The 19,006-nt window shown below is 53.4% G+C and carries 19 protein-coding genes; 6 read left to right on the top strand and 13 right to left on the bottom strand.

Annotated features, from left to right (window positions below; all coding sequences use genetic code 11):
• Positions 1-36: 36 nt before the first annotated feature.
• The gene (locus CLV58_RS15450; RefSeq protein ID WP_106138730.1) at positions 37-2,136 is read left to right on the top strand and encodes a ComEA family DNA-binding protein; all 2,100 of its coding nucleotides are present in this window, start codon (positions 37-39) and stop codon (positions 2,134-2,136) included.
• A gap of 1 nt (position 2,137) precedes the next feature.
• On the opposite strand, the gene CLV58_RS15455 is transcribed toward CLV58_RS15450, so the two are convergent.
• Entirely contained in the window at positions 2,138-2,884 is a 747-nt protein-coding gene (locus CLV58_RS15455; protein WP_106138731.1) for an ABC transporter ATP-binding protein, read from the bottom strand.
• A 109-nt stretch (positions 2,885-2,993) separates the two neighbouring features.
• A complete protein-coding gene (locus CLV58_RS15460; RefSeq protein ID WP_106138732.1) occupies positions 2,994-3,728 on the bottom strand; it encodes an MlaE family ABC transporter permease in 735 nt (244 codons plus the stop codon).
• A gap of 124 nt (positions 3,729-3,852) precedes the next feature.
• Between CLV58_RS15460 and CLV58_RS15465 the strand changes: the two genes are divergently transcribed.
• Both CLV58_RS15465 and CLV58_RS15470 read left to right on the top strand, forming a co-directional pair.
• Entirely contained in the window at positions 3,853-4,527 is a 675-nt protein-coding gene (locus CLV58_RS15465) for an SDR family oxidoreductase (protein WP_106138733.1), read from the top strand.
• A 117-nt stretch (positions 4,528-4,644) separates the two neighbouring features.
• On the top strand, positions 4,645-5,559 hold the full coding sequence (locus tag CLV58_RS15470) for an ROK family protein (protein WP_106138734.1): 915 nt from the start codon (positions 4,645-4,647) through the stop codon (positions 5,557-5,559).
• A gap of 64 nt (positions 5,560-5,623) precedes the next feature.
• Here CLV58_RS15470 and murB read toward each other — a convergent pair whose 3' ends face one another.
• Positions 5,624-6,649 (bottom strand): UDP-N-acetylmuramate dehydrogenase, encoded by a 1,026-nt coding sequence (gene murB, locus CLV58_RS15475; RefSeq protein WP_106138735.1) that lies wholly within the window; start codon positions 6,647-6,649, stop codon positions 5,624-5,626.
• A 122-nt stretch (positions 6,650-6,771) separates the two neighbouring features.
• Here murB and CLV58_RS15480 point away from each other — a divergent pair, with 122 nt between their 5' ends.
• Together CLV58_RS15480 and gmd are read left to right on the top strand one after the other, a co-directional pair.
• Positions 6,772-7,389: an SPOR domain-containing protein gene (locus tag CLV58_RS15480; protein WP_106138736.1), complete on the top strand. Its 618-nt coding sequence runs from the start codon at positions 6,772-6,774 to the stop codon at positions 7,387-7,389.
• Positions 7,390-7,467: 78 nt separating this feature from the next.
• Positions 7,468-8,580: a GDP-mannose 4,6-dehydratase gene (gene gmd, locus CLV58_RS15485; protein ID WP_106138737.1), complete on the top strand. Its 1,113-nt coding sequence runs from the start codon at positions 7,468-7,470 to the stop codon at positions 8,578-8,580.
• A gap of 167 nt (positions 8,581-8,747) precedes the next feature.
• On the opposite strand, the gene CLV58_RS15490 is transcribed toward gmd, so the two are convergent.
• The 10 genes from CLV58_RS15490 to CLV58_RS15530 form a co-directional block, all read right to left on the bottom strand.
• Positions 8,748-10,271 (bottom strand): Do family serine endopeptidase, encoded by a 1,524-nt coding sequence (locus tag CLV58_RS15490; RefSeq protein ID WP_106138738.1) that lies wholly within the window; start codon positions 10,269-10,271, stop codon positions 8,748-8,750.
• Between the two features lie 356 nt (positions 10,272-10,627).
• Positions 10,628-11,392, bottom strand: coding sequence for a ribonuclease III (rnc, locus tag CLV58_RS15495; protein ID WP_106138739.1), 765 nt, complete (start codon positions 11,390-11,392; stop codon positions 10,628-10,630).
• 4 nt (positions 11,393-11,396) lie between these two features.
• Positions 11,397-12,647, bottom strand: coding sequence for a beta-ketoacyl-ACP synthase II (gene fabF, locus CLV58_RS15500; protein WP_106138740.1), 1,251 nt, complete (start codon positions 12,645-12,647; stop codon positions 11,397-11,399).
• 54 nt (positions 12,648-12,701) lie between these two features.
• Positions 12,702-12,941: an acyl carrier protein gene (locus CLV58_RS15505; RefSeq protein WP_106138741.1), complete on the bottom strand. Its 240-nt coding sequence runs from the start codon at positions 12,939-12,941 to the stop codon at positions 12,702-12,704.
• A 190-nt stretch (positions 12,942-13,131) separates the two neighbouring features.
• Entirely contained in the window at positions 13,132-14,721 is a 1,590-nt protein-coding gene (gene nadB, locus CLV58_RS15510) for an L-aspartate oxidase (protein ID WP_106138742.1), read from the bottom strand.
• Position 14,722: 1 nt separating this feature from the next.
• Complete coding sequence (locus CLV58_RS29165) at positions 14,723-14,983, bottom strand: DUF5615 family PIN-like protein (RefSeq protein ID WP_170108717.1); 261 nt, start codon at positions 14,981-14,983, stop codon at positions 14,723-14,725.
• A gap of 66 nt (positions 14,984-15,049) precedes the next feature.
• Positions 15,050-15,280 carry a DUF433 domain-containing protein gene (locus CLV58_RS15515; protein ID WP_106138743.1) on the bottom strand — a complete coding sequence of 77 codons (231 nt, stop codon included), beginning with the start codon at positions 15,278-15,280 and terminating at the stop codon, positions 15,050-15,052.
• A gap of 43 nt (positions 15,281-15,323) precedes the next feature.
• Positions 15,324-16,313 carry a quinolinate synthase NadA gene (gene nadA / locus CLV58_RS15520; protein WP_106138744.1) on the bottom strand — a complete coding sequence of 330 codons (990 nt, stop codon included), beginning with the start codon at positions 16,311-16,313 and terminating at the stop codon, positions 15,324-15,326.
• Between the two features lie 259 nt (positions 16,314-16,572).
• Positions 16,573-17,202 carry a uridine kinase gene (gene udk / locus CLV58_RS15525; RefSeq protein WP_106138745.1) on the bottom strand — a complete coding sequence of 210 codons (630 nt, stop codon included), beginning with the start codon at positions 17,200-17,202 and terminating at the stop codon, positions 16,573-16,575.
• Between the two features lie 21 nt (positions 17,203-17,223).
• Positions 17,224-17,949 (bottom strand): MIP/aquaporin family protein, encoded by a 726-nt coding sequence (locus CLV58_RS15530; protein ID WP_106138746.1) that lies wholly within the window; start codon positions 17,947-17,949, stop codon positions 17,224-17,226.
• Between the two features lie 72 nt (positions 17,950-18,021).
• On the opposite strand from CLV58_RS15530, the gene CLV58_RS15535 reads away from it, so the two are divergent.
• The gene (locus tag CLV58_RS15535) at positions 18,022-18,993 is read left to right on the top strand and encodes a zinc-dependent alcohol dehydrogenase family protein (RefSeq protein WP_106138747.1); all 972 of its coding nucleotides are present in this window, start codon (positions 18,022-18,024) and stop codon (positions 18,991-18,993) included.
• Positions 18,994-19,006: the final 13 nt, after the last annotated feature.

Here is a 19,006-nt window from a genome sequence, read left to right on the forward strand (position 1 = left end):
TAACAGCATGGACATCCACACCTGACTTGATTTACTGTGCGAACGATCTGGCTACTACTTGCCGGTTGCTGCTTATCAACCCTGGCGCTGGCGCAAAGCGATCAGCCTTTCCGGCGTATCGCCGATCGGCGCATCGACGCGATTGGCCGATATTTGCAGGATCTTTTCCCGGCCCAAACAGAAGGCATTGACTATGAAGCCGTGTACGACGCGCTCACGCAGTTGTATGCGAATCCGCTCGATCTTAACAACGCTACCCGCGACGAACTGGCAGCAACGTATCTGCTATCGGAATCGCAACTGAGCAGCCTACTTGACTACCGACAAGGGCAGGGTGCATTACTGTCGATCTACGAGCTACAGGCAATTCCTGGTTTTGACGTGCCCACGATTCGCCGGATGCTGCCGTTCGTTACCGTAGCTGGTAGTCAGGATTTATTTGGCGGCTTACCCAACCCCACCGACCATTACCTGATTACGCGGTACGAGCGTATCCTGGAAGAACAGAAAGGCTTTTCGGAGGCCGTCGCCGACAAGAAAGGAAACGTTCCGACGCGTTATCTTGGCGATCCGCAGCAATGGTTCGTTCGCTATCGCTACAGCCGACCACATACGTTCAGCGTGGGACTGACAATGGAGAAAGATGCGGGTGAACGGCTGCAATGGCAACCGGGTCAGTACCGGTACGGCTTCGATTACGTGTCGGTCCACGCACAGTTGCAGAACCGGGGGCGCTGGCGGAACATCGTGCTGGGTGATTATCAGCTACAGATTGGGCAGGGACTGGTCCTATCGGCCGGTTTTGTGCTGGGGAAAAGCGCCGAAACTGTACAGACCGTCCGTCGGCCGACACTGGGCATTCGACCCTACACATCGCTGACCGAGTACGGCTTCTTTCGGGGCGGGGCTGCTACCTACGCGCTTCGTCCTAACCTCGACCTGACGCTACTCGCATCACACGTCCGGCGCGACGCCAACACCATCGCATCCGACAGTACGCTCGCGGACCTGACGGCGACGTCCCTGCAAACGTCGGGGCTACACCGTACGCTGGCCGAACAAGCCGATCAGAGCAGCTTACCTGAAACGAACCTGGGGATGCATCTGCTGTACCGTAACCGGCAACAGCTTCAACTGGGGCTGACCCTATTGCATACGCAGTTCGGCGTTACCCTCAAAAAGCGCGATCAGCCGTACAATGAGTTTGAGTTCACAGGTACGCAGAACCGGGTTATCGGGGTGCACGGCGGCTATGTCCGGCACAACTGGAATCTGTTCGGCGAAGTGGCCTACAGCGCGGGATCGCAAACGAACAGCGGGGGTGTCGGTGCAGTGGCGGGTACCCTTGTCAGTCTGAACCGGAAGCTTGATCTGGCGCTGCTTTTCCGGCACTACGACCGGAATTTCCACTCCTTTTATGCCAACGGATTCGGAGAAGGCAGCCGAACAATTAACGAAACGGGGGCTTATGCCGGGTTGAAATACACCGTTTACCGTCGATTAACCATCAGCGGCTTTGTCGATTACTTTCGGTTTCCGTGGCTACGGTACCTGGTCGATGCACGGTCGCAGGGGGTCGATTATTTGGTGCAGGGGCGCTATACGCCCAATCGCCAAACGGCGTTCTACCTGATTTTTCACGATGAGTACAAGGAAAAGAATCTGCCGGGGGATAAGGCGCGCCGGGTTGTTGGAACAGTTCGTCGGAGCCTGGCTATTAACGCTGAATACCGGCCGCTGCCGGGACTGACGATGCGTTCACGGGTGCAGGGGGGTATTTTTCGGTATGCCGGTCGGCAAGCGTCGCTGGGGTTTGCGCTGATTCAGGATGCTTCCTTCGACTGGCGACGGCTTAGCGTGTCGGGGCGGGTAGCGCTGTTTGGCACCGACGATTATGATTCCCGTCAATACGTCTACGAGCGCGACGTACTTTACGCTTTTTCATTTCCCGCTTATACCAATCAGGGCATACGGCATTACGTACTGGCTCAGTACAGTATCAGCCGTCACCTGGACGTGTGGGCACGCTGGGCTCGTTCCGACTTCTTCGACCAGAAAACCGTTGGTTCCGATCTCGATCAGATCAACGCCCCACACCGGTCGGAGATCAAGCTACAGGCTCGCTGGCGCTTCTGAGTTAGCGCTCCATTTCGCGAATCAGCTTGTTGGCGTTGATGAACTCATTCAGCTCATCGACGTTCGAGTGCGTCAGTGTATCGCTGTTGCCTTCCCAAAGCTTGTTACCCTCGTAGAGAAACATGATTTTCTCACCGATTTCCATCATCGAGTTCATGTCGTGCGTAATGATGACCGTCGTGACTTTGTACTCGTCCGTAATCTCTTTGATAAGCTGATCAATTTTGATCGACGTCAGCGGATCAAGGCCGGAGTTGGGTTCGTCGCAGAACAGGTATTTGGGATTCAGCACGATAGCCCGGGCAATACCGACCCTTTTTTTCATACCACCGCTAATTTCCGACGGCATCCGATCGCCCGCGTTCTCCAACCCGACGCGCTTCAGGCACTCCTGCGCCCGGTCGAGTTTTTCTTCTTCCGACTGATCGGTCAGCATGTCGAGGGGAAAACGTACATTGTCGAGCACCGTTTTAGAATCGAACAGCGCCGATCCCTGAAACAGAACGCCCATCTCGCGTCGGATTTCCTTTTGCAGGTCTTTATCGCCCGATAGGAAATCACGTCCGTCGTAAATTACTTCCCCAGCATCCGGTTTTACCAGCCCAATCATGCACTTGAGCAGTACGCTTTTACCGGTACCACTACCGCCAATGATAAGACTCGTCTGACCGGGTTCGAAACAGCCATCAATGCCCTTGAGCACCTGCCGGTCGCCAAACGTCTTGGCAATATTTTTTATGTCAATCATAGTTCAATGAGTGATTGAGCGAATGAGTGATTGAGCGAATAGCTGGCTATATGTCAGCCTTATTCACCGCGACAGCGGACCGCTCATTCGCTCAATCACTCATTCGCAATTAGGTCAGCAGCACCTGCGTCAGGACGAAGTCGGCGGCTACGATGGCGATACAACTGTTGGTTACGGCGGAGGTCGATGCAGTACCCACTTCCAGGGCCCCACCCTTTACATTGTAGCCCTGATAGGCCGAGATTGTCGAGACCAGAAAGGCGAAGACGACGGTTTTGATCAGCGCAAACGTGACGCCGAATGGCTTGTATTCGAAACGCAGGCCCGACACGTATTCTTCGGGAGAGATGACCCCCGCCAGCGTACCGGCAATGTACCCCCCCAGAATCGACAGGAAGGCGGCCATGATAACCAATAGCGGGAACATCAGGACCGACGCTACAACCTTTGGCAAGATCAGATACGAACTGGAATTGATCCCCATCACCTCCAGCGCATCAATCTGTTCGCTGATACGCATCGTCCCCAGTTCGCCGGCAATGTTCGACCCCACTTTACCCGCCAGTACGATGCACGACAGCGTAGGCGCCAGTTCCAGGATCGAACTGTCGCGTACGATCAGCGCAATAATATTTTTCGGAACAAACGGGTTGGTCAGGTTGTAGGCCGTCTGTACGCAGGTAACGGCCCCGATAAACGTATTGACCAGAGCGACGATGAAGATGGAGCCAACCCCAATCGACATGCATTCATCAATGATCAGCCGCAGGTAAACGCCCATTTTTTCGCGATTGCGAAACAGCGTACCCAGAAAGATAAAATAGTCACCAATTCGTGTGAGCATGATTCAGGTCGACAGCGAGCGTGTCAGTGTAGTGGCGGACAAGGTCCTACCCTGAAACTCCATCAACTGACGAATGGTTTCTACCGTAACTTGCGCGTTCGTCAGCCACTGTGTTTTTCTCGCTATGAAGTCATTAGCCGTTGTTACGGGGGGTACCAAAGGAATCGGTCGGGCCATTACCGACAAACTTATTTCTGAACAGTTTGACGTTGTCGTCTGCGCCCGCTCCGTCGACGGAATGAGTGGAGCGGGTTACCTGCCATTTGCCGCCGACCTCGGCACCCGCGCCGGCGTCGACGCCCTGCTCGACTATGTTCGTTCGCTTGGTCGCCCCGTCGATATACTGGTCAACAATACGGGGGTCTTTTTGCCGGGGCAGATTCAGAACGAGGCCGAGGGTACGTTCGAGCAATTGATGAACACCAACGTCGCCAGCGCCTACCACATCACGCGTGGCCTTGTTGGCAGCATGGTATCCCGTCGGAAGGGGCATATTTTCATGATGTGCTCGACGGCCAGCATTACGCCGTATACCAATGGGGGTTCGTACTGTATTTCCAAATTTGCCTTGCTGGGTATGAGCCGGGTATTGCGCGAAGAATTGAAGCCGACAGGCGTTAAAGTTACGGCACTGCTGCCCGGTGCTACCCTCACCGATAGCTGGGTAGGCACTGACTTACCAGCCGATCGATTTATCGCAGCCGCCGACGTTGCCAACAGTTTATGGGCCGCGTATACCCTATCGCCGTCGGCCGTCATCGAAGAAATTTTGCTACGTCCACAACTGGGTGACCTGTAAGTGGGACAGGTCGATGTAGCGGGTATATAAAGGAGTCGAGCGGTTTTTGCTAACTTGCGGCCCATCGCTTTCGAGCGGGCAACTTAGTTTAACCGAAAAAAACGGCAAATACAGGAAATGGCTTCTGTTGAGTATCTGGGTATAGACGTTGGCGGTACGAACGTCAAAATGGGTATCGTTGATGCGAGTACCGGCAAAATTTCAAACTTTTATAGCCACGATACGGGCAGCTGGCGGCAGTCGGGTCATTTTATTGATCGCTTTGGCGACGCGGTTGCGCTGCAACTACTGGCCAACAAAGACGTAAAACACGTTGGTATCGGTCTGCCCGGCATGCTCAATCGCGAACGGACCGTTCCGCTCGAAATCACGGCAATTCCAGAAATCGACGGCGTACCAATGGTCGATATTCTGTCGAAACGCTTCCCGGGTATTCAGTTTTTTCTCGAAAACGACGCCAACGCAGCGGCTCTGGGTGAATATTATTTCGCCGAAGAAAAGATCAACGAAAATTACATTTTCATCACGCTGGGTACGGGTGTCGGCGGTGCCGCCATCATCAACAAGAAAATCTTTACCGGGGGTGATGGCAACGCGATGGAGCCGGGCCACATTCCTTCCCGTAACGGTCGCGTGCTTGAACGCAACATCGGCAAGGTTGAACTGTTGCAACTGGCCAACCTGCGCCGGTCGGAGTTTAGTGGAGACACACAACTTCCCGACGATGGTAATATTTCTACGACGGGTCTGGTAGCCGCTGCCGCCGAAGGTGACAAGCTCGCCATGCAGATCTGGGAAGAAGTAGGCGAAATGCTAGGTGAGGGACTATCTGCCCTGATCAAAATTCTGGATATCAAGTACGTACTGATCGGTGGTGGTTTGTCGGCTTCGTTCGACTACATCCTGCCTGCCGTCAATCGTACGCTCGATTACTGGCTGAATCCTTATTACAAAAACGGGCTGGCCATCAAACGGGCAACGCTGGGTAATGACGCTGGCCTGCTGGGTGCGGCATCGCTTTGCTTCGAATAAGCTACACATTCCATGAAGAAGGGGACGCAGCCGATGGTTGCGCCCCCTTTCTGTTGACCGTTAGCTAAATTACATTCACCTCCGGCTGAATGCAAACGCCGTACTTTTCATATACCGATGCCTGAACCTGTTGAGCCAAGGCAATCAGTTCATCGCCCGTTGCTCCGCCATAGTTGACCAGCACCAGCGCCTGTTTAGCGTGTACGCCCGCATCATCTTTGCGATACCCTTTCCAGCCCGCCCGCTCAATCAGCCAGCCGGCGGGTAGTTTTACACCGCCGTCGGCTAACGGGTAGCCCGGCATGTCGGGATAGGTTTCCTTTAGCTGGGTGAACTGCTCAGCGGAAATTTCCGGGTTCTTAAAAAAGCTCCCGGCATTACCGATCTGCGCCGGATCGGGCAACTTACTCCGCCGTATGTGAATTACAGCGTCGCTGATTGCCTGAATCGACAGCTTATCTTCAGATACACCCATCGCATCGAGCGTTTCCTGGATAGCTCCGTATCGCGTGTGAAACGTCGGGACTTTATCAAGCCGAAACGTAACGCGGGTAATGATATACTGTCCTTTCAGTTCGTGCTTAAATACGCTTTCCCGATAGCCAAACGCACAATCGGCATGCGTAAACGTGCGGTATTCGCCCGTTGGAATGTGTACGGCCGTCAGCGACTCGAAGATCTGTTCGATTTCAACACCATACGCACCGATGTTCTGCATAGGGGCCGCCCCGACCGTACCCGGAATCAGCGACAGATTCTCCATACCGGCATACCCATGCGCGACGCAGTAGGCAACCAGTTGGTGCCAGTTCACGCCTGCTCCTACGCTGAGATAGATGTGGCTTTCATCTTCCCGAACGACTTCTATACCCTGAATCGCCATTTTCACGACCAATCCGTCAAAGTCCCGGCGGAGCAGAACGTTACTGCCCCCACCCAGAATAAGTTTTGGTACGTCTACGAAGTCATGTAGTAAGAGAAGGGCAGGCAGGTCGTTTTCGTGCGAAATCTCAACCAGATAGCGTGCCTGAGCCTCGATACCAAATGTATTGTAGGGCTTGAGCGACACGTTACTTTGTATAGTCAACATAAACCGGGGAGGTTATCCAACAAAAGTAACCAAAATCTATGAGGGTCGCGCACCATTGTCAACGGTCTGTTAACTCGGCGTTGAAAATTGTATTTTTGCCTTCGCACAGTCGAATCGGTAGTATGAATATCGGATCAAGCCTTGTTGGCGTAGGATTTATAGCCTTGTTAATGGGATGCGCCACGAGCCGCCCGGTAAGTAGTAGTAGTAGTGGTCGTGCGGCTACCAACTATGGTGCTTACAGCGAGGATTTAGCGACCGTACGGCCTACTTATGGTTCGCCAGCGTCGGGCACGCGTCCAGCGACAAATCGCCCCACGAACTCAGGTGAGCCCGCTCCCAAGCCCGCTACACCGTCGACAACACCCCGCAGAACAGAACCACGCCGTTCTACGCCCGCCCCGGTCGCTACGATGAGCGTAAACCGGCAACTCGACGCCGTACTCGATACCCTGGCCGAACAGAACCGGTCGGTTCGGTATGCCCCCGGCTTTCGCATTCAGGTATACGTCGGTACACAGCGTCAGGAGGTCGACGCGATAAAGGCATTGATCGCGCAGAACTTTCCTGAACTGAATCCCTACCTAAGCTACAACCAGCCAACGTACAGGCTAAAAGTGGGCGATTTCATGCGACGCATTGACGCCGAACGCTACTATGCGTCTATAAAACAGCAGGTTCGTTCAGCACTGCTGCAAGGCGACAAAGTAGACGTACGCAGAGCCCTGTTAATAAAATAATGCAATTCGTTGCGCGAATACCTGTAAATTTGATTCGTTTTGTACAACTGGATGCAATCGACTTATCAGTAATAATATATGAAAAAAGCGCTAATCACAGGTGTAACGGGTCAGGACGGCGCGTATCTGACCGAACTGCTGCTCTCGAAAGGCTACGAAGTCCACGGGATCAAACGGCGGAGTTCGCTCTTTAATACGCAGCGTATCGACCACGTCTACGAAGATCCCCACCAGGACAACGTACGTTTCAAACTACATTACGGTGATCTGTCGGATTCAACCAACATCATCCGGATCATCCAAGAAGTTCAGCCCGACGAGATCTATAACCTGGGCGCAATGTCGCACGTACAGGTAAGTTTCGAAGAGCCCGAATACGCGGCTCAGGTCGATGGTATCGGTACGCTGCGTATTCTTGAAGCCGTTCGCCTGCTGGGCCTAACGGGCAAGACTAAAATCTATCAGGCATCGACATCGGAGCTTTACGGTGGCGTACAAGGTCACGCGCAGTCGGAAACGACGCCCTTCTACCCCCGTTCGCCGTATGCCGTAGCGAAACAATACGCGTACTGGATTACGGTCAACTACCGCGAGGCTTACAACATGTATGCCTGCAACGGTATCCTGTTCAACCACGAATCACCACTACGGGGCGAAACGTTCGTTACGCGTAAAATCACCCGCGCGGTGTCGCGCATTGGTCTGGGCCTACAGGAGAAAGTATACCTTGGCAACCTCGACGCCCAGCGCGACTGGGGTCATGCAAAGGATTACGTCGAAGCGATGTACCTGATTCTTCAGCAGGAAACGCCGGAAGATTTCGTTATCGCAACGGGTGTAACGACCCGAATCCGGGATTTCGTCCGGATGTCGTTTGCTGAAATCGGCGTTGAACTGGAATTCTCAGGCGAAGGCGCTAGTGAGACTGCGAAGGTCGTTCGGGCGAACAACCCAGACTTCCCGGTACCTGTCGGTCAGGAAGTTGTTTGCGTCGACCCACGCTACTTCCGGCCAACCGAAGTAGATCTGTTGCTCGGTGATCCGACAAAGGCGATGACGAAGCTGAACTGGACACCTAAATACGATCTGCCGGCACTGGTAAAAGACATGATGACAGCGGACATCGATCTGTTCCGGCGCGATCAGCTGCTGGCGCAGAGCGGTCACCAGATTCTGAATTACTTCGAATAGGTCAATTTAAGGTTTAACGTCCAAGGTTTGAGGTTAGCTGGCGGGAGTAACACTGGCAGTAGCCAACTTTTAAATATTGAACCACAAACCTTAAGCCGCGCTACTTCAAGCACTAAAAAAGCCCGTTAGCGTTTGCTAGCGGGCTTTTTTAGTGCTTGAAGTAGTGATTAAACCGGTACGGCGTAGTAGTACATCCGCGAGCTGTTTGGGTACATCCCGATCAGCATCAGTCCTTCGCCTTCTTTCACAGAACCCAGAATCATCTGGAGGTCTTTCGTCGTTTTCACGTTCCGACCGTTCGCCTTCACGATGATGAATCCTTCTTCAATGTCCGTTTCGGCCAGCTTACCATCTTTGATTTGCTTTACCCGAACGCCACCGCTGACACCTAATTGTTTGGCTTCCTGACCGCTCAACTCTTCAAAGTCGGCACCCAGGGCTCCAAGCGAAGCAGTCGAGGCTGTAACGTCGGCTTTCCGGATTACATCACGCCCACCGTTCCGGTTACGCAGTTCAACTTTGTACTCTTTTTCGGTACCGTTCCGATTGACCGTCACGTTGACAATATCACCTGGGCGACGACGGCCGATGATTTCACGCATTTGCGCATCTGAATCCAGCGGCTGACCTTCCATTTTCACGATTACATCACCTTTCTGCAATCCAGCCTGTTTGGCAGCGCCATCTTCGACGGCCTCGTCAACGTAGATACCACGATTCACTTTGACATTTTTTTCCTTAGCCATCTTGCTGTTCAGCTCGATCGGATGAATTCCGATATAACCGCGCTGTACGTTACCGTATTTCAGCAGATCAGCCGAGACTTTTTTCACCAATGACACCGGTACTGCGAAGCCATAACCGCTGTAGTAACCCGTTGCTGATGCAATCGCCGAGTTGATGCCAACCAGTTCTCCACGTAGGTTTACCAATGCACCACCTGAGTTACCGGGGTTGATAGCAGCATCGGTTTGAATGAACGACTCAACTGGCGTGTCGGGCTTTTTGTCGTTCCGGTCGATGTTCTGGTCCAGGATACCGATTTTCCGGCCTTTTGCACTAACGATACCAGCAGTTACCGTCGATTCCAGATCAAGCGGGTAACCAACAGCCAGTACCCATTCACCCAGTTTAAGACCGTCGGAATCGCCTAATGTAATGGCGGGCAAATTGGTAGCTTCAACTTTAATAACGGCCAGATCAGTCAGGGGATCAGTACCAATTACTTTGGCTTTGAAACTGCGCTTATCCGTCATGATTACCTCAACTTCGTCGGCGTCCTGTACGACGTGATTATTCGTAACAATGTAGCCGTCTTTGCTGATGATTACACCCGAACCCGATGCCTGCCCCTGCTGACGGCGAGGCTGTCGCTGCTGACCACCAAACTCGTCACCGAAAAATTCACGGAAGATGTCAGGTACCTGCTGCTGACGAACCGTGCGGGTCATCGTTGTGCGAATGTGAACAACCGTAGGCGTTACGGCTTCAGCGGCCGTCGAGAAATCACCGGGTGCGGCCGAGGGGCTATCACCCGTCAGAGCTGCCAGGCGGCTTGTAATGGTTGGGGTCGGCGACGATTCATTAAAGACTACGTCACGGTTATTGAATCCCAACAGGTTGTAAGCGGCTAACGTCACGACGCTCGACAGAATCGCCATCAACGCTAAAAGTTTCCAGTTGCTTTTCATGGTTAATTGGGAAAATTGAGAATTGCTCTTTTGTGTAAACTATCGTTTCCGATGTACTGATATAACGGAAAGAGGTTGGGAAAAATCCGGGGTGGGTCTGTCCTTAACAAAATTTAACAGGGCTTTGTTGAGGGCCGCGAACCAGCCAATTCAAACTGTCTCAGCGGCTAATTTTCACCCACCAATTCCAGATTTTGACTCACTGAATCAAATCCCATACCAGGGCCCGGTAGCGTGTTATAAACGTCAAGTTGACAGTCAATCTACTGCATAAAACAACGAAAACCGGCCAAAACAGCTACTGAATACTAGCCGATGTGCCGGTTTGACAGAATTATGTACGTAAGGGTGAGTTGTCAGCTATCGATCTGCGCCAGTGCCTTTTCCGCAGCGGCCTGCTCAGCTTTCTTTTTCGAATAGCCGCTACCCGTGGCAAATGGCTCTTCGTCGACAACGACCTGAGCGATAAACTCCCGAAAATGACTACTGCCTTTTTCGGAAATAATATCGAAGCGGATCTCTTTACCCGACCGTTGCGCCCATTCGATCAGGCGGCTTTTAAAGTTGATATTGTTCTGAACGACCAGATCGAGGTCGTAATGGGAAAGCAGTTCTTTTAAGATGAACTGACGGGAAAAGCGGAATCCTTTATCCAGATACACCGCGCCCACCAGGGCCTCCAGCGCATCGCCGTACATGGAACTCCGGCTCGGTACGCTCTTCGTACGCTGCCCATCGTATTCGATTAGCCTGTCGAGACCAATTTTCCGGGCAATACCGTTCAGGGTCTCACGATTGACAATCCGTGACCGGATCTCGGTCAGGAAGCCTTCGTCCTTGTAGGGATATTTTTTAAACAAAAACTCGGCAATCACCATGCCGAGCACAGCGTCGCCGAGATATTCGAGTCGTTCGTTCGACTCGCGAAAGCCTTCTATTGCCGTTGCCTTCGATGCCGATGTGTGCCTCAGCGCCAGCTGGTATAAACCCAGATTTGACGGCCGTTCACCAATGATGTGCGCGATCGACCGGCGTAGGTTCTTACGAGGATCGCCGTTACCCGATCGGGATCGGAACCAGTCGAGTGGGTTGAACAGACTTCGTGGCAGCGTGAGTTGCAAGGGCTCAGCTTGGTTTACGGAAAATTACAATGGCATTGTGTCCACCAAATCCGAAGGCATTGCTCATAACCGTGGTCAGTTCCCGCTCCTGCGCTTTGTTTGGCGTCAGGTTGAAGCGCGAATCGACTTCCGGGTCGGGCGTGATCAGGTTGATCGTTGGCGGTACCAGTTGGTGTTGGAGCGCCATTACACTGGCAATGGCCTCAACCGCACCAGCAGCCCCCAGCAAGTGCCCCGTCATTGACTTGGTCGAGCTAATGTTCAGCTTGAACGCATGATCACCAAACAACTTGTAGATTGCTTTCAGTTCCTGCGGGTCGCCGACGGGTGTCGACGTGCCGTGGGTGTTAATGTAGTCAATCTCAGTTGGTTCGATACCGGCATCATTCAACGCATCCTGCATCGCCAGGTAAGCCCCCAACCCTTCGGGGTGTGGCGACGTGATATGGTACGCATCCGATGACATGCCGCCACCGATTAACTCGGCGTAAATTTTGGCACCACGGGCTTTAGCACGGTCGTACTCTTCGAGGATCAGCGCGCCAGCACCTTCACCCATGACAAAACCATCGCGGTCTTTATCGTACGGGCGCGAAGCTGTTTCCGGCGAATCATTGCGCTCCGACAACGCCCGGTTGGCGTTGAATCCACCAATACCGGCTCTGGTAACAGCCGCTTCCGACCCACCAACCACACAAACGTTTAACCGACCCAACCGGATGTAGTTAAAAGCGTCGATGATGGCGTTGTTCGTCGACGCGCAGGCCGACACGGTAACGTAGTTTGTACCCCGAAATCCGTACCGCATCGAGATCTGCCCGGAAGCACTGTCGGCGATCATGCGTACGATAAAGAACGGATTGATGCGGGGGGTACCATCGCCTTTGGCGTAGTCGATCATTTCGTCCTCGAACGACTTGAGCCCGCCAATACCCGAGCCCCAGATAACACCAATCTTGTTAAGATCGTCGTTTTCCAGATCAAGGCCCGAATCCTTGACGGCTTCGTCGGTGGCAATCAGCGCGTAATGGGTGAAGGCATCCATTTTACGCGCTTCCTGCCGGGGAATGAACTGCGTGACATCGAGATTCTTTACTTCACAGGCGAATCGCGTGCGAAACTTGGAAGCATCGAACTTCGTGATCGGGCCGGCACCGCTTACGCCGGCTGATAAGTTGTTCCAGAAAGTAGGTACATCGTTACCAATCGGCGTAAGTGCGCCAAGACCCGTTACGACTACTCGTTTTAACGTCATACAGTTAAACTGCGAGGTAATGAAAGAAGGAAGCGTGGTACTCGATTCAGTAGCTTATTTACCAGCGTTTTCTTCGAGGTAAGTGACAGCCTGACCAACCGTGCCGATGTTCTCAGCCTGATCGTCGGGGATAGAAATATTGAATTCTTTTTCGAATTCCATAATCAGCTCAACGGTGTCGAGCGAGTCGGCGCCAAGATCGTTGGTGAAGCTAGCCTCAGGCGTAACTTCCGATGCCTCAACCCCTAACTTTTCAACAATAATGTTTTTGACTTTCTCTGCAATTTCCGACATTTTGGTAGTCTGTTCTAGTTAAAAAACTGCGCAAATAAACGGATTAACCATTGGATTGCCAAACTATTTTTTGACGTATAGTCAGTAGCACAACCCACACTTTTTTATAACAACTATCTGTTTATCAAACAGATATTAACCAAAACTTTTTGCCGTTTGCTGATACAATCAATCCGTCCTCGGTCTTATATCACGGTTTGACGTTGTCGATGTTATAATGCAGTCCCCTGTTCTCACGCCGGGCCACCGCCATCTTGATAACCAGGTAGGCGACTTCGATCATATTCCGTAGTTCGCAGATATGTACCGATACTTTCGACTGTCGGTACAGTTCTTCGTGCTCGATGTACAACAACTCCAGCCGGTCGAGGGCCCGCTTCAGCCGACGGTTCGAGCGAACGATGCCGACGTAGTTCGACATAATCGACTCCAGTTCCTTACGGATTTCCGTTACCAGTACGAGTTCCTCCGGATGCGTGGTCCCTGCGTCGTTCCAGGCCGGGATATTCTCCGGTACGGTAGCTGTACCTACCAGTTCGATCGTTTTCTCGTATGCCCGGTGCCCGAATACGACCGCTTCGAGCAGTGAATTGCTGGCCAGTCGGTTAGCCCCGTGAAGGCCCGTGCAGGAACATTCCCCAACAGCATAGAGGTATTGAATGTTGGTTTGTCCCCACTCGTTTACGCGTACGCCACCGCACAGGTAGTGCTGCGCCGGTACCACCGGGATGTAATCTTTTCGCAGATCAAGCCCGAGGTGATCGCGACAGTAAGCCGTTATCGTCGGAAAATGCTCGACAAACTTGTCGTAGTCGCAGTGCGTCACGTCGAGGTAAACGAACGAGTCTCCCGCCTTCTTCATCTCCGAGTCGATAGCGCGGGCAACGATGTCGCGGGGGGCCAGCGACAGGCGGGCGTCATACTGCTCCATGAACGTTTCACCCGACCGCGTCCGCAGAATACCGCCAAAGCCGCGCACCGCTTCCGAAATCAGGAAGTTGGGCTTCTTGCCGGGTTCGTACAGTGCCGTCGGATGAAACTGAATAAACTCCATATCCTTACAGACACCCTTCGCCCGGTACGCCATCGCGATACCGTCGCCGGTTGCAATGTTGGGGTTTGTCGTGTTCTGATATATGTTTCCGATGCCGCCCGTTGCCAGCAACGTGGTCTTCGCCAGGAACCGCTCGACCTGACCGGTTTGGGTATTCAGCACGTACGCGCCGTAGCAGTGATTGTCGTTGTCATATCGATGCACCGTTTCGCCGAGGTGGTGCTTCGTAATCAGTTCGACGGCGTAGAAGTGCGTAAAGATTTCGATGCTGGGTAGTGAAGCCGCTTTTTCCAGCAGTGCCCGTTCGATTTCAGCGCCGGTAATGTCCTTAAAATGCAGGATACGAAAGTCGGAGTGCCCGCCTTCCCGAGCCAGATCGTAGTCAGTACCGGTATGCTCCTTGTCGAAGCGAGTACCGTAATCAATCAGCTCGCGAATACGCGCCGGCCCTTCGTTTACGACGATCTCGACGATGTGCCGATCGCTGAGAAAGTCGCCGGCGACCATTGTATCCTCGATATGCTTTTCAAACGAGTCGTCGGCCGCCCACACGGCAGCGATCCCTCCCTGCGCGTATTTCGTATTGGTCTCCTCGGCCTGCACTTTGGTAATGACGCCGATGCGCACGGATTCGTTGAGCCGCTCAAAGTGCATAGCCAGCTTTGTCGCGTAACTCAGGCCCGCGATACCGGAGCCGATAACCAGAAAATCGAATTGGTGAGGCATGTCAGTTTGATTGTGCAGGGCGGATTCGCAGCTGATCATTGCTGAGAACCGCGAAACTGTAGAAAAGGTCGTGCTGAAAATTATTGATAACCTGACAGACACGGACGCACTTCTCAGCACTGGTAATTTTCAGCAGTCGAACCAGTAAAATACCACAATGCGGCATACGGAGCCGGTGTACGAGTTCACCGAAATCTTTATCTTCGGTGAGCAGAATTGCCTTTCGGTCGGTTGCAATTTGTAAAACCTGTGGATCTGAAATACTGGGAAATGACTCAGCGCTTTGACGACACTATAATCAAAATTTTCATCTGCCACGAATACTAATTCATCCGGCCTGTGCATACACGACTTCGTTTTTCACCACATCTGAAGCAAACAGCAAACAGGCCATCAGGTCTGCTTCCGTAGCCCGTGGGTAGGCATCCAGCAACTGGGCAACCGATTCACCGTTGCCCAATTTCTCCAAAACAAGATCGACTGGAATGCGTGTACCTCGGATGACCGGCTTACCAAACATAACAGTAGGGTCCGACGTGATATGGCTCTGCCAGTTCATAACCTTTGTATGTTTAATTGAAATCTGTCTTGCAGCCAAGACGCTATTTACTCATTTCCAGCATGCGGATGACCGACGCTTCGGCTTTGACGCGGACATCTTCCGGTACGAAGATTTCGGGTTGTTCGTACAACAGGCAATTATACAGTTTTTCGAGCGTGTTCATCTTCATGTACGGACATTCCGAGCAGGCACAGGTGTTATTCTGACTAGCCGGTGCCGGAATGATTTTCTTGTGCGGTACGGCCTGCCGCATTTTGTGCAGAATACCCGCTTCCGTTCCGACGATGAACGTCTGATTTGGGCTATCGACCACGTACTTCAGCAGCGCCGTCGTCGATCCTACGTAGTCGGCCTGACTCAGAATGTGCTCCTGGCACTCCGGGTGGGCGATGAACTCGGCGTTGGGGTTTTCGGTCCGCAGCCGTTGCAGCTTTTCGAGCGAAATATCGATATGCACGATACAGGCACCATCCCACAACACCATATCACGGCCGGTCTTGTTCATGACGAAGCGGCCCAAGTTAGCGTCGGGCGCGAAGATGATCTTCTGATCTCTCGGCAGGCTCTCAACGATCTTGAGCGCGTTAGACGACGTGACGATGATATCCGACAGAGCCTTGATCTCCGCCGAACAGTTGATGTACGACAGCACCAGGTGGTCGGGGTATTGTGCTTTGAAAGCCGCAAACTTATCGGCGGGTGCCGAATCGGCCAGTGAACAGCCCGCGTTCAGGTCGGGAATCACGACTTTCTTGTGGGGCGACAGAATCTTGGCCGTCTCGCCCATGAAATGTACGCCACAGAACACAATCATGTCGGCTTCCGTGCTGGCAGCCTGCTGACTCAGACCAAGGCTGTCACCGATGTAATCAGCCAGATCCTGAATCTCGCCGTCGACATAGTAATGCGCCAGAATAACCGCGTTTTTTTCGCGTTTGAGCCGGTTGATTTCGGCGATTAAATCCACATCGCTGGCGACGGGTTTGTTGACGTAACCGACGCGCTGTACTTCTTCCAGCAGTGCTTCCATACTTTGATTCAGGTATCGTTTCCTGTTAAACATAAAAGGAGTCACAAATGTCACTCCAGTACTAAGTGGGCAAGGACCGGCCGCTAGCCTGCACTGAACAGCTGAGACGTAGCCCAGACCCGCTTCGGCGGCCCGGTCCAGGTCTGATGGGCGCGGTAGCGACCAGGAGAGGTGTCGCCTGCATAAGTCGGCCTAACGGCCACCTGGACCTGGAGCTGCTCCGGCGGCCACCGTGGCGCGGCCCGGTCCAGGCTACATCCTATTGTCGTTCGGCCACTTTTGATTTCAGGAACGCAATGACAACATCGAGTCCTTTCTGGTAGTGGACGTTATTTGGTATAACAATATCCGCTTCGGCACGGTACGGCTTGATAAATTGCCGATACGTAGGCTTGACGTGGTATTTCCAGCGATACATGACATCATCGAGATCATAGCCCCGCTCCTCCGCGTCGCGCTTCACCCGCCGTTCCAGTTTAATACTGTTCTTAGCGTCGATGAAGATTTTCAAATCCATCTGATCGGCCAGTTCGCGGAAGTGAAATACGAAAATGCCTTCCACCACAATGATGGGAGCCGGACTAAATGTCAACAGACGCGGTACGACGGTTGGGTTGTTGAACGTGTATTCCTTCTGCTGAACAGACTGGCCCGCACTAAGCTGCTCGATATGCTGCGCGTACAGATGGTGATCGATGGTTTCCGGCAGATCGAAATTGTGAATACCCTGATCGTCGACCTGAATCTGATCGAGCGAGCGGTAGTAGTTATCCTGCGAAATCAGGCAGATTTCATCCTCGGCAAACGCACTGAGTACACCCCGCAAAAAGCTCGTTTTGCCGGATGCGCTGCCGCCGGTAATACCGACGATAAACGGTTTGGTAAGCATGTAGCAAAGATACGGCAGAAATCAGAGCGCGTACCACCGAATCAGCAGTCCACCCACCACGGCTCCAATGACAGGGCCCAGCACCGGCACCCAGGCGTAATCCCAGTTCGAGCTGCCTTTGTTGGGGATGGGCAGGAACGTGTGCGCCAGTCGTGGTCCCAGGTCACGCGCCGGATTGATGGCATAGCCCGTCGGGCCACCCAGCGACAGCCCGATACTCCAGACCAGTATGCCGACTAGGTACGGTCCGACACCGATAGCCAGTTCGCCCAAGTGTTTCGACGAGATACCGGCCAACCCCAGAATCAGCACGAGCGTTGCCAGGGCTTCACTCGTCAGGTTTGCCCCTACGCTACGGATCGCGGGTTCGGTGGAGAAAGCCGCCAGCTTGGCCCCTGAATCGTTGGTAACCGCCCAGTGGGGGCCGTGGTGCAGCCAGACGAGCGTTGCTCCGATGACCGACCCGATCAACTGCGCGGTTATGTACGGAACAACATGACTGTAATCGTCGGTAGCAACGGCAAAGGCAATGGTAACGGCCGGATTCAGGTGGGCGTCGACGCTACCGAAGGCTTTGGCCACAAAAACGCCGATTGTAACGGCGAAAGCCCAGCCGGCGGTAATCACAATCCAGCCCCCATTGTTGCCCTTGGTCTGATTCAGCACGACGTTGGCAACGACGCCGTTACCCAACAGAATCAATACGACGGTACCAATCAATTCACCCAGAAACGGAGTTGTCTGCACAGGAATAGGTTTAGAAATGGTTGTGCGCACTAAACCATATTCTTGAGTTCGTCTACTTATCACCCCCAGCAAATGAAAGCCATCCAATTTGACCGATTCGGTCAGCCAGCCGATATTCTGAAGTCCGTCGAGGTAGCGATGCCCGAACCAGCCGCCGGCCATGTACGCGTACGCGTGCTCGCCAGCCCGATCAATCCGTCCGATCTCATGTTTGTCCAGAACCGGTATGGCATCCGCCCCCAGCTCCCGTCACCGGCGGGTTTCGAGGGCATGGGTGTCATCGACGCGGTTGGCGAAGGGGCCAATTTACCCATCGGTATCCGGGTCAGTTTCACCGGGCTTGGCAGTTGGGGCGAATACGTTGTCGTACATCACAAAGCCGTCATCCCGGTACCCGACGCCATGACCGACGCTATTGCCGCTCAGCTATTCGTCAATCCGTTCACGGCTTACGCCATGGTGCAGGATTCGGGCGTACCGGAAGGGGGCTGGCTGATGCTGACGGCAGCGGGTTCGGCCTTTGGTAAGCTGGTCATTCAGCTGTGCGTCAAGCGCGGGATAAAAACCATCGGCACGGTCCGACGGAACGATCTCAACGACGAACTGACCAAACTGGGCCTAACCGAAATCATCAATACGGAAACCGATGATATGGCTGCGCGCGTCCGGGAAATTACCGGTGGAACTGGTGTTCAATGCGTGCTGGATGCCGTAGGTGGCCAAACGGCCACGGATGCTGTTGCATGCCTTGGTAAAGGCGGCACCATGCTGGTCTATGGGTTGCTGAGTGCGGAGAATCCGTCGCTGAACGTAGGATTGATGATCTTCCGGGAACTGACGATAAAAGGGTTCTGGCTCTCCGACTGGATGCGTCGGGTGGATACGCAGGTCCGGCAGGAGGTGTCTAAAAACGTAATCGACTGGCTGACCACTGGTGAGGCCCAGCTACCCATTGAGGGCCGCTATACGCTCGATCAGATTGCGGAAGCCGTCGACCACGCGGATCGGCCCGGCCGGTGGGGTAAAATTCTGATTACGCCCTGATCTACCGAACTAT

Origin of the sequence: Spirosoma oryzae (genome assembly GCF_003002825.1) — a bacterium.
In the GTDB taxonomy this organism is placed as follows: Bacteria; Bacteroidota; Bacteroidia; order Cytophagales; family Spirosomataceae; genus Spirosoma; species Spirosoma oryzae.

Bases quoted from the DNA above. Each gene is read 5' to 3' on its own strand.
- udk (WP_106138745.1), bottom strand. From the start codon at position 17,202: ATGCTTACCAAACCGTTTATCGTCGGTATTACCGGCGGCAGCGCATCC.
- nadA (WP_106138744.1), bottom strand. From the start codon at position 16,313: ATGGAAGCACTGCTGGAAGAAGTACAGCGCGTCGGTTACGTCAACAAA.
- CLV58_RS15460 (WP_106138732.1), bottom strand. From the start codon at position 3,728: ATGCTCACACGAATTGGTGACTATTTTATCTTTCTGGGTACGCTGTTT.
- CLV58_RS15480 (WP_106138736.1), top strand. From the start codon at position 6,772: ATGAATATCGGATCAAGCCTTGTTGGCGTAGGATTTATAGCCTTGTTA.
- nadB (WP_106138742.1), bottom strand. From the start codon at position 14,721: ATGCCTCACCAATTCGATTTTCTGGTTATCGGCTCCGGTATCGCGGGC.
- CLV58_RS15465 (WP_106138733.1), top strand. From the start codon at position 3,853: ATGAAGTCATTAGCCGTTGTTACGGGGGGTACCAAAGGAATCGGTCGG.
- fabF (WP_106138740.1), bottom strand. From the start codon at position 12,647: ATGACGTTAAAACGAGTAGTCGTAACGGGTCTTGGCGCACTTACGCCG.
- gmd (WP_106138737.1), top strand. From the start codon at position 7,468: ATGAAAAAAGCGCTAATCACAGGTGTAACGGGTCAGGACGGCGCGTAT.
- CLV58_RS15535 (WP_106138747.1), top strand. From the start codon at position 18,022: ATGAAAGCCATCCAATTTGACCGATTCGGTCAGCCAGCCGATATTCTG.
- CLV58_RS15455 (WP_106138731.1), bottom strand. From the start codon at position 2,884: ATGATTGACATAAAAAATATTGCCAAGACGTTTGGCGACCGGCAGGTG.
- CLV58_RS15515 (WP_106138743.1), bottom strand. From the start codon at position 15,280: ATGAACTGGCAGAGCCATATCACGTCGGACCCTACTGTTATGTTTGGT.
- murB (WP_106138735.1), bottom strand. From the start codon at position 6,649: ATGTTGACTATACAAAGTAACGTGTCGCTCAAGCCCTACAATACATTT.
- CLV58_RS15490 (WP_106138738.1), bottom strand. From the start codon at position 10,271: ATGAAAAGCAACTGGAAACTTTTAGCGTTGATGGCGATTCTGTCGAGC.
- CLV58_RS15505 (WP_106138741.1), bottom strand. From the start codon at position 12,941: ATGTCGGAAATTGCAGAGAAAGTCAAAAACATTATTGTTGAAAAGTTA.
- CLV58_RS15470 (WP_106138734.1), top strand. From the start codon at position 4,645: ATGGCTTCTGTTGAGTATCTGGGTATAGACGTTGGCGGTACGAACGTC.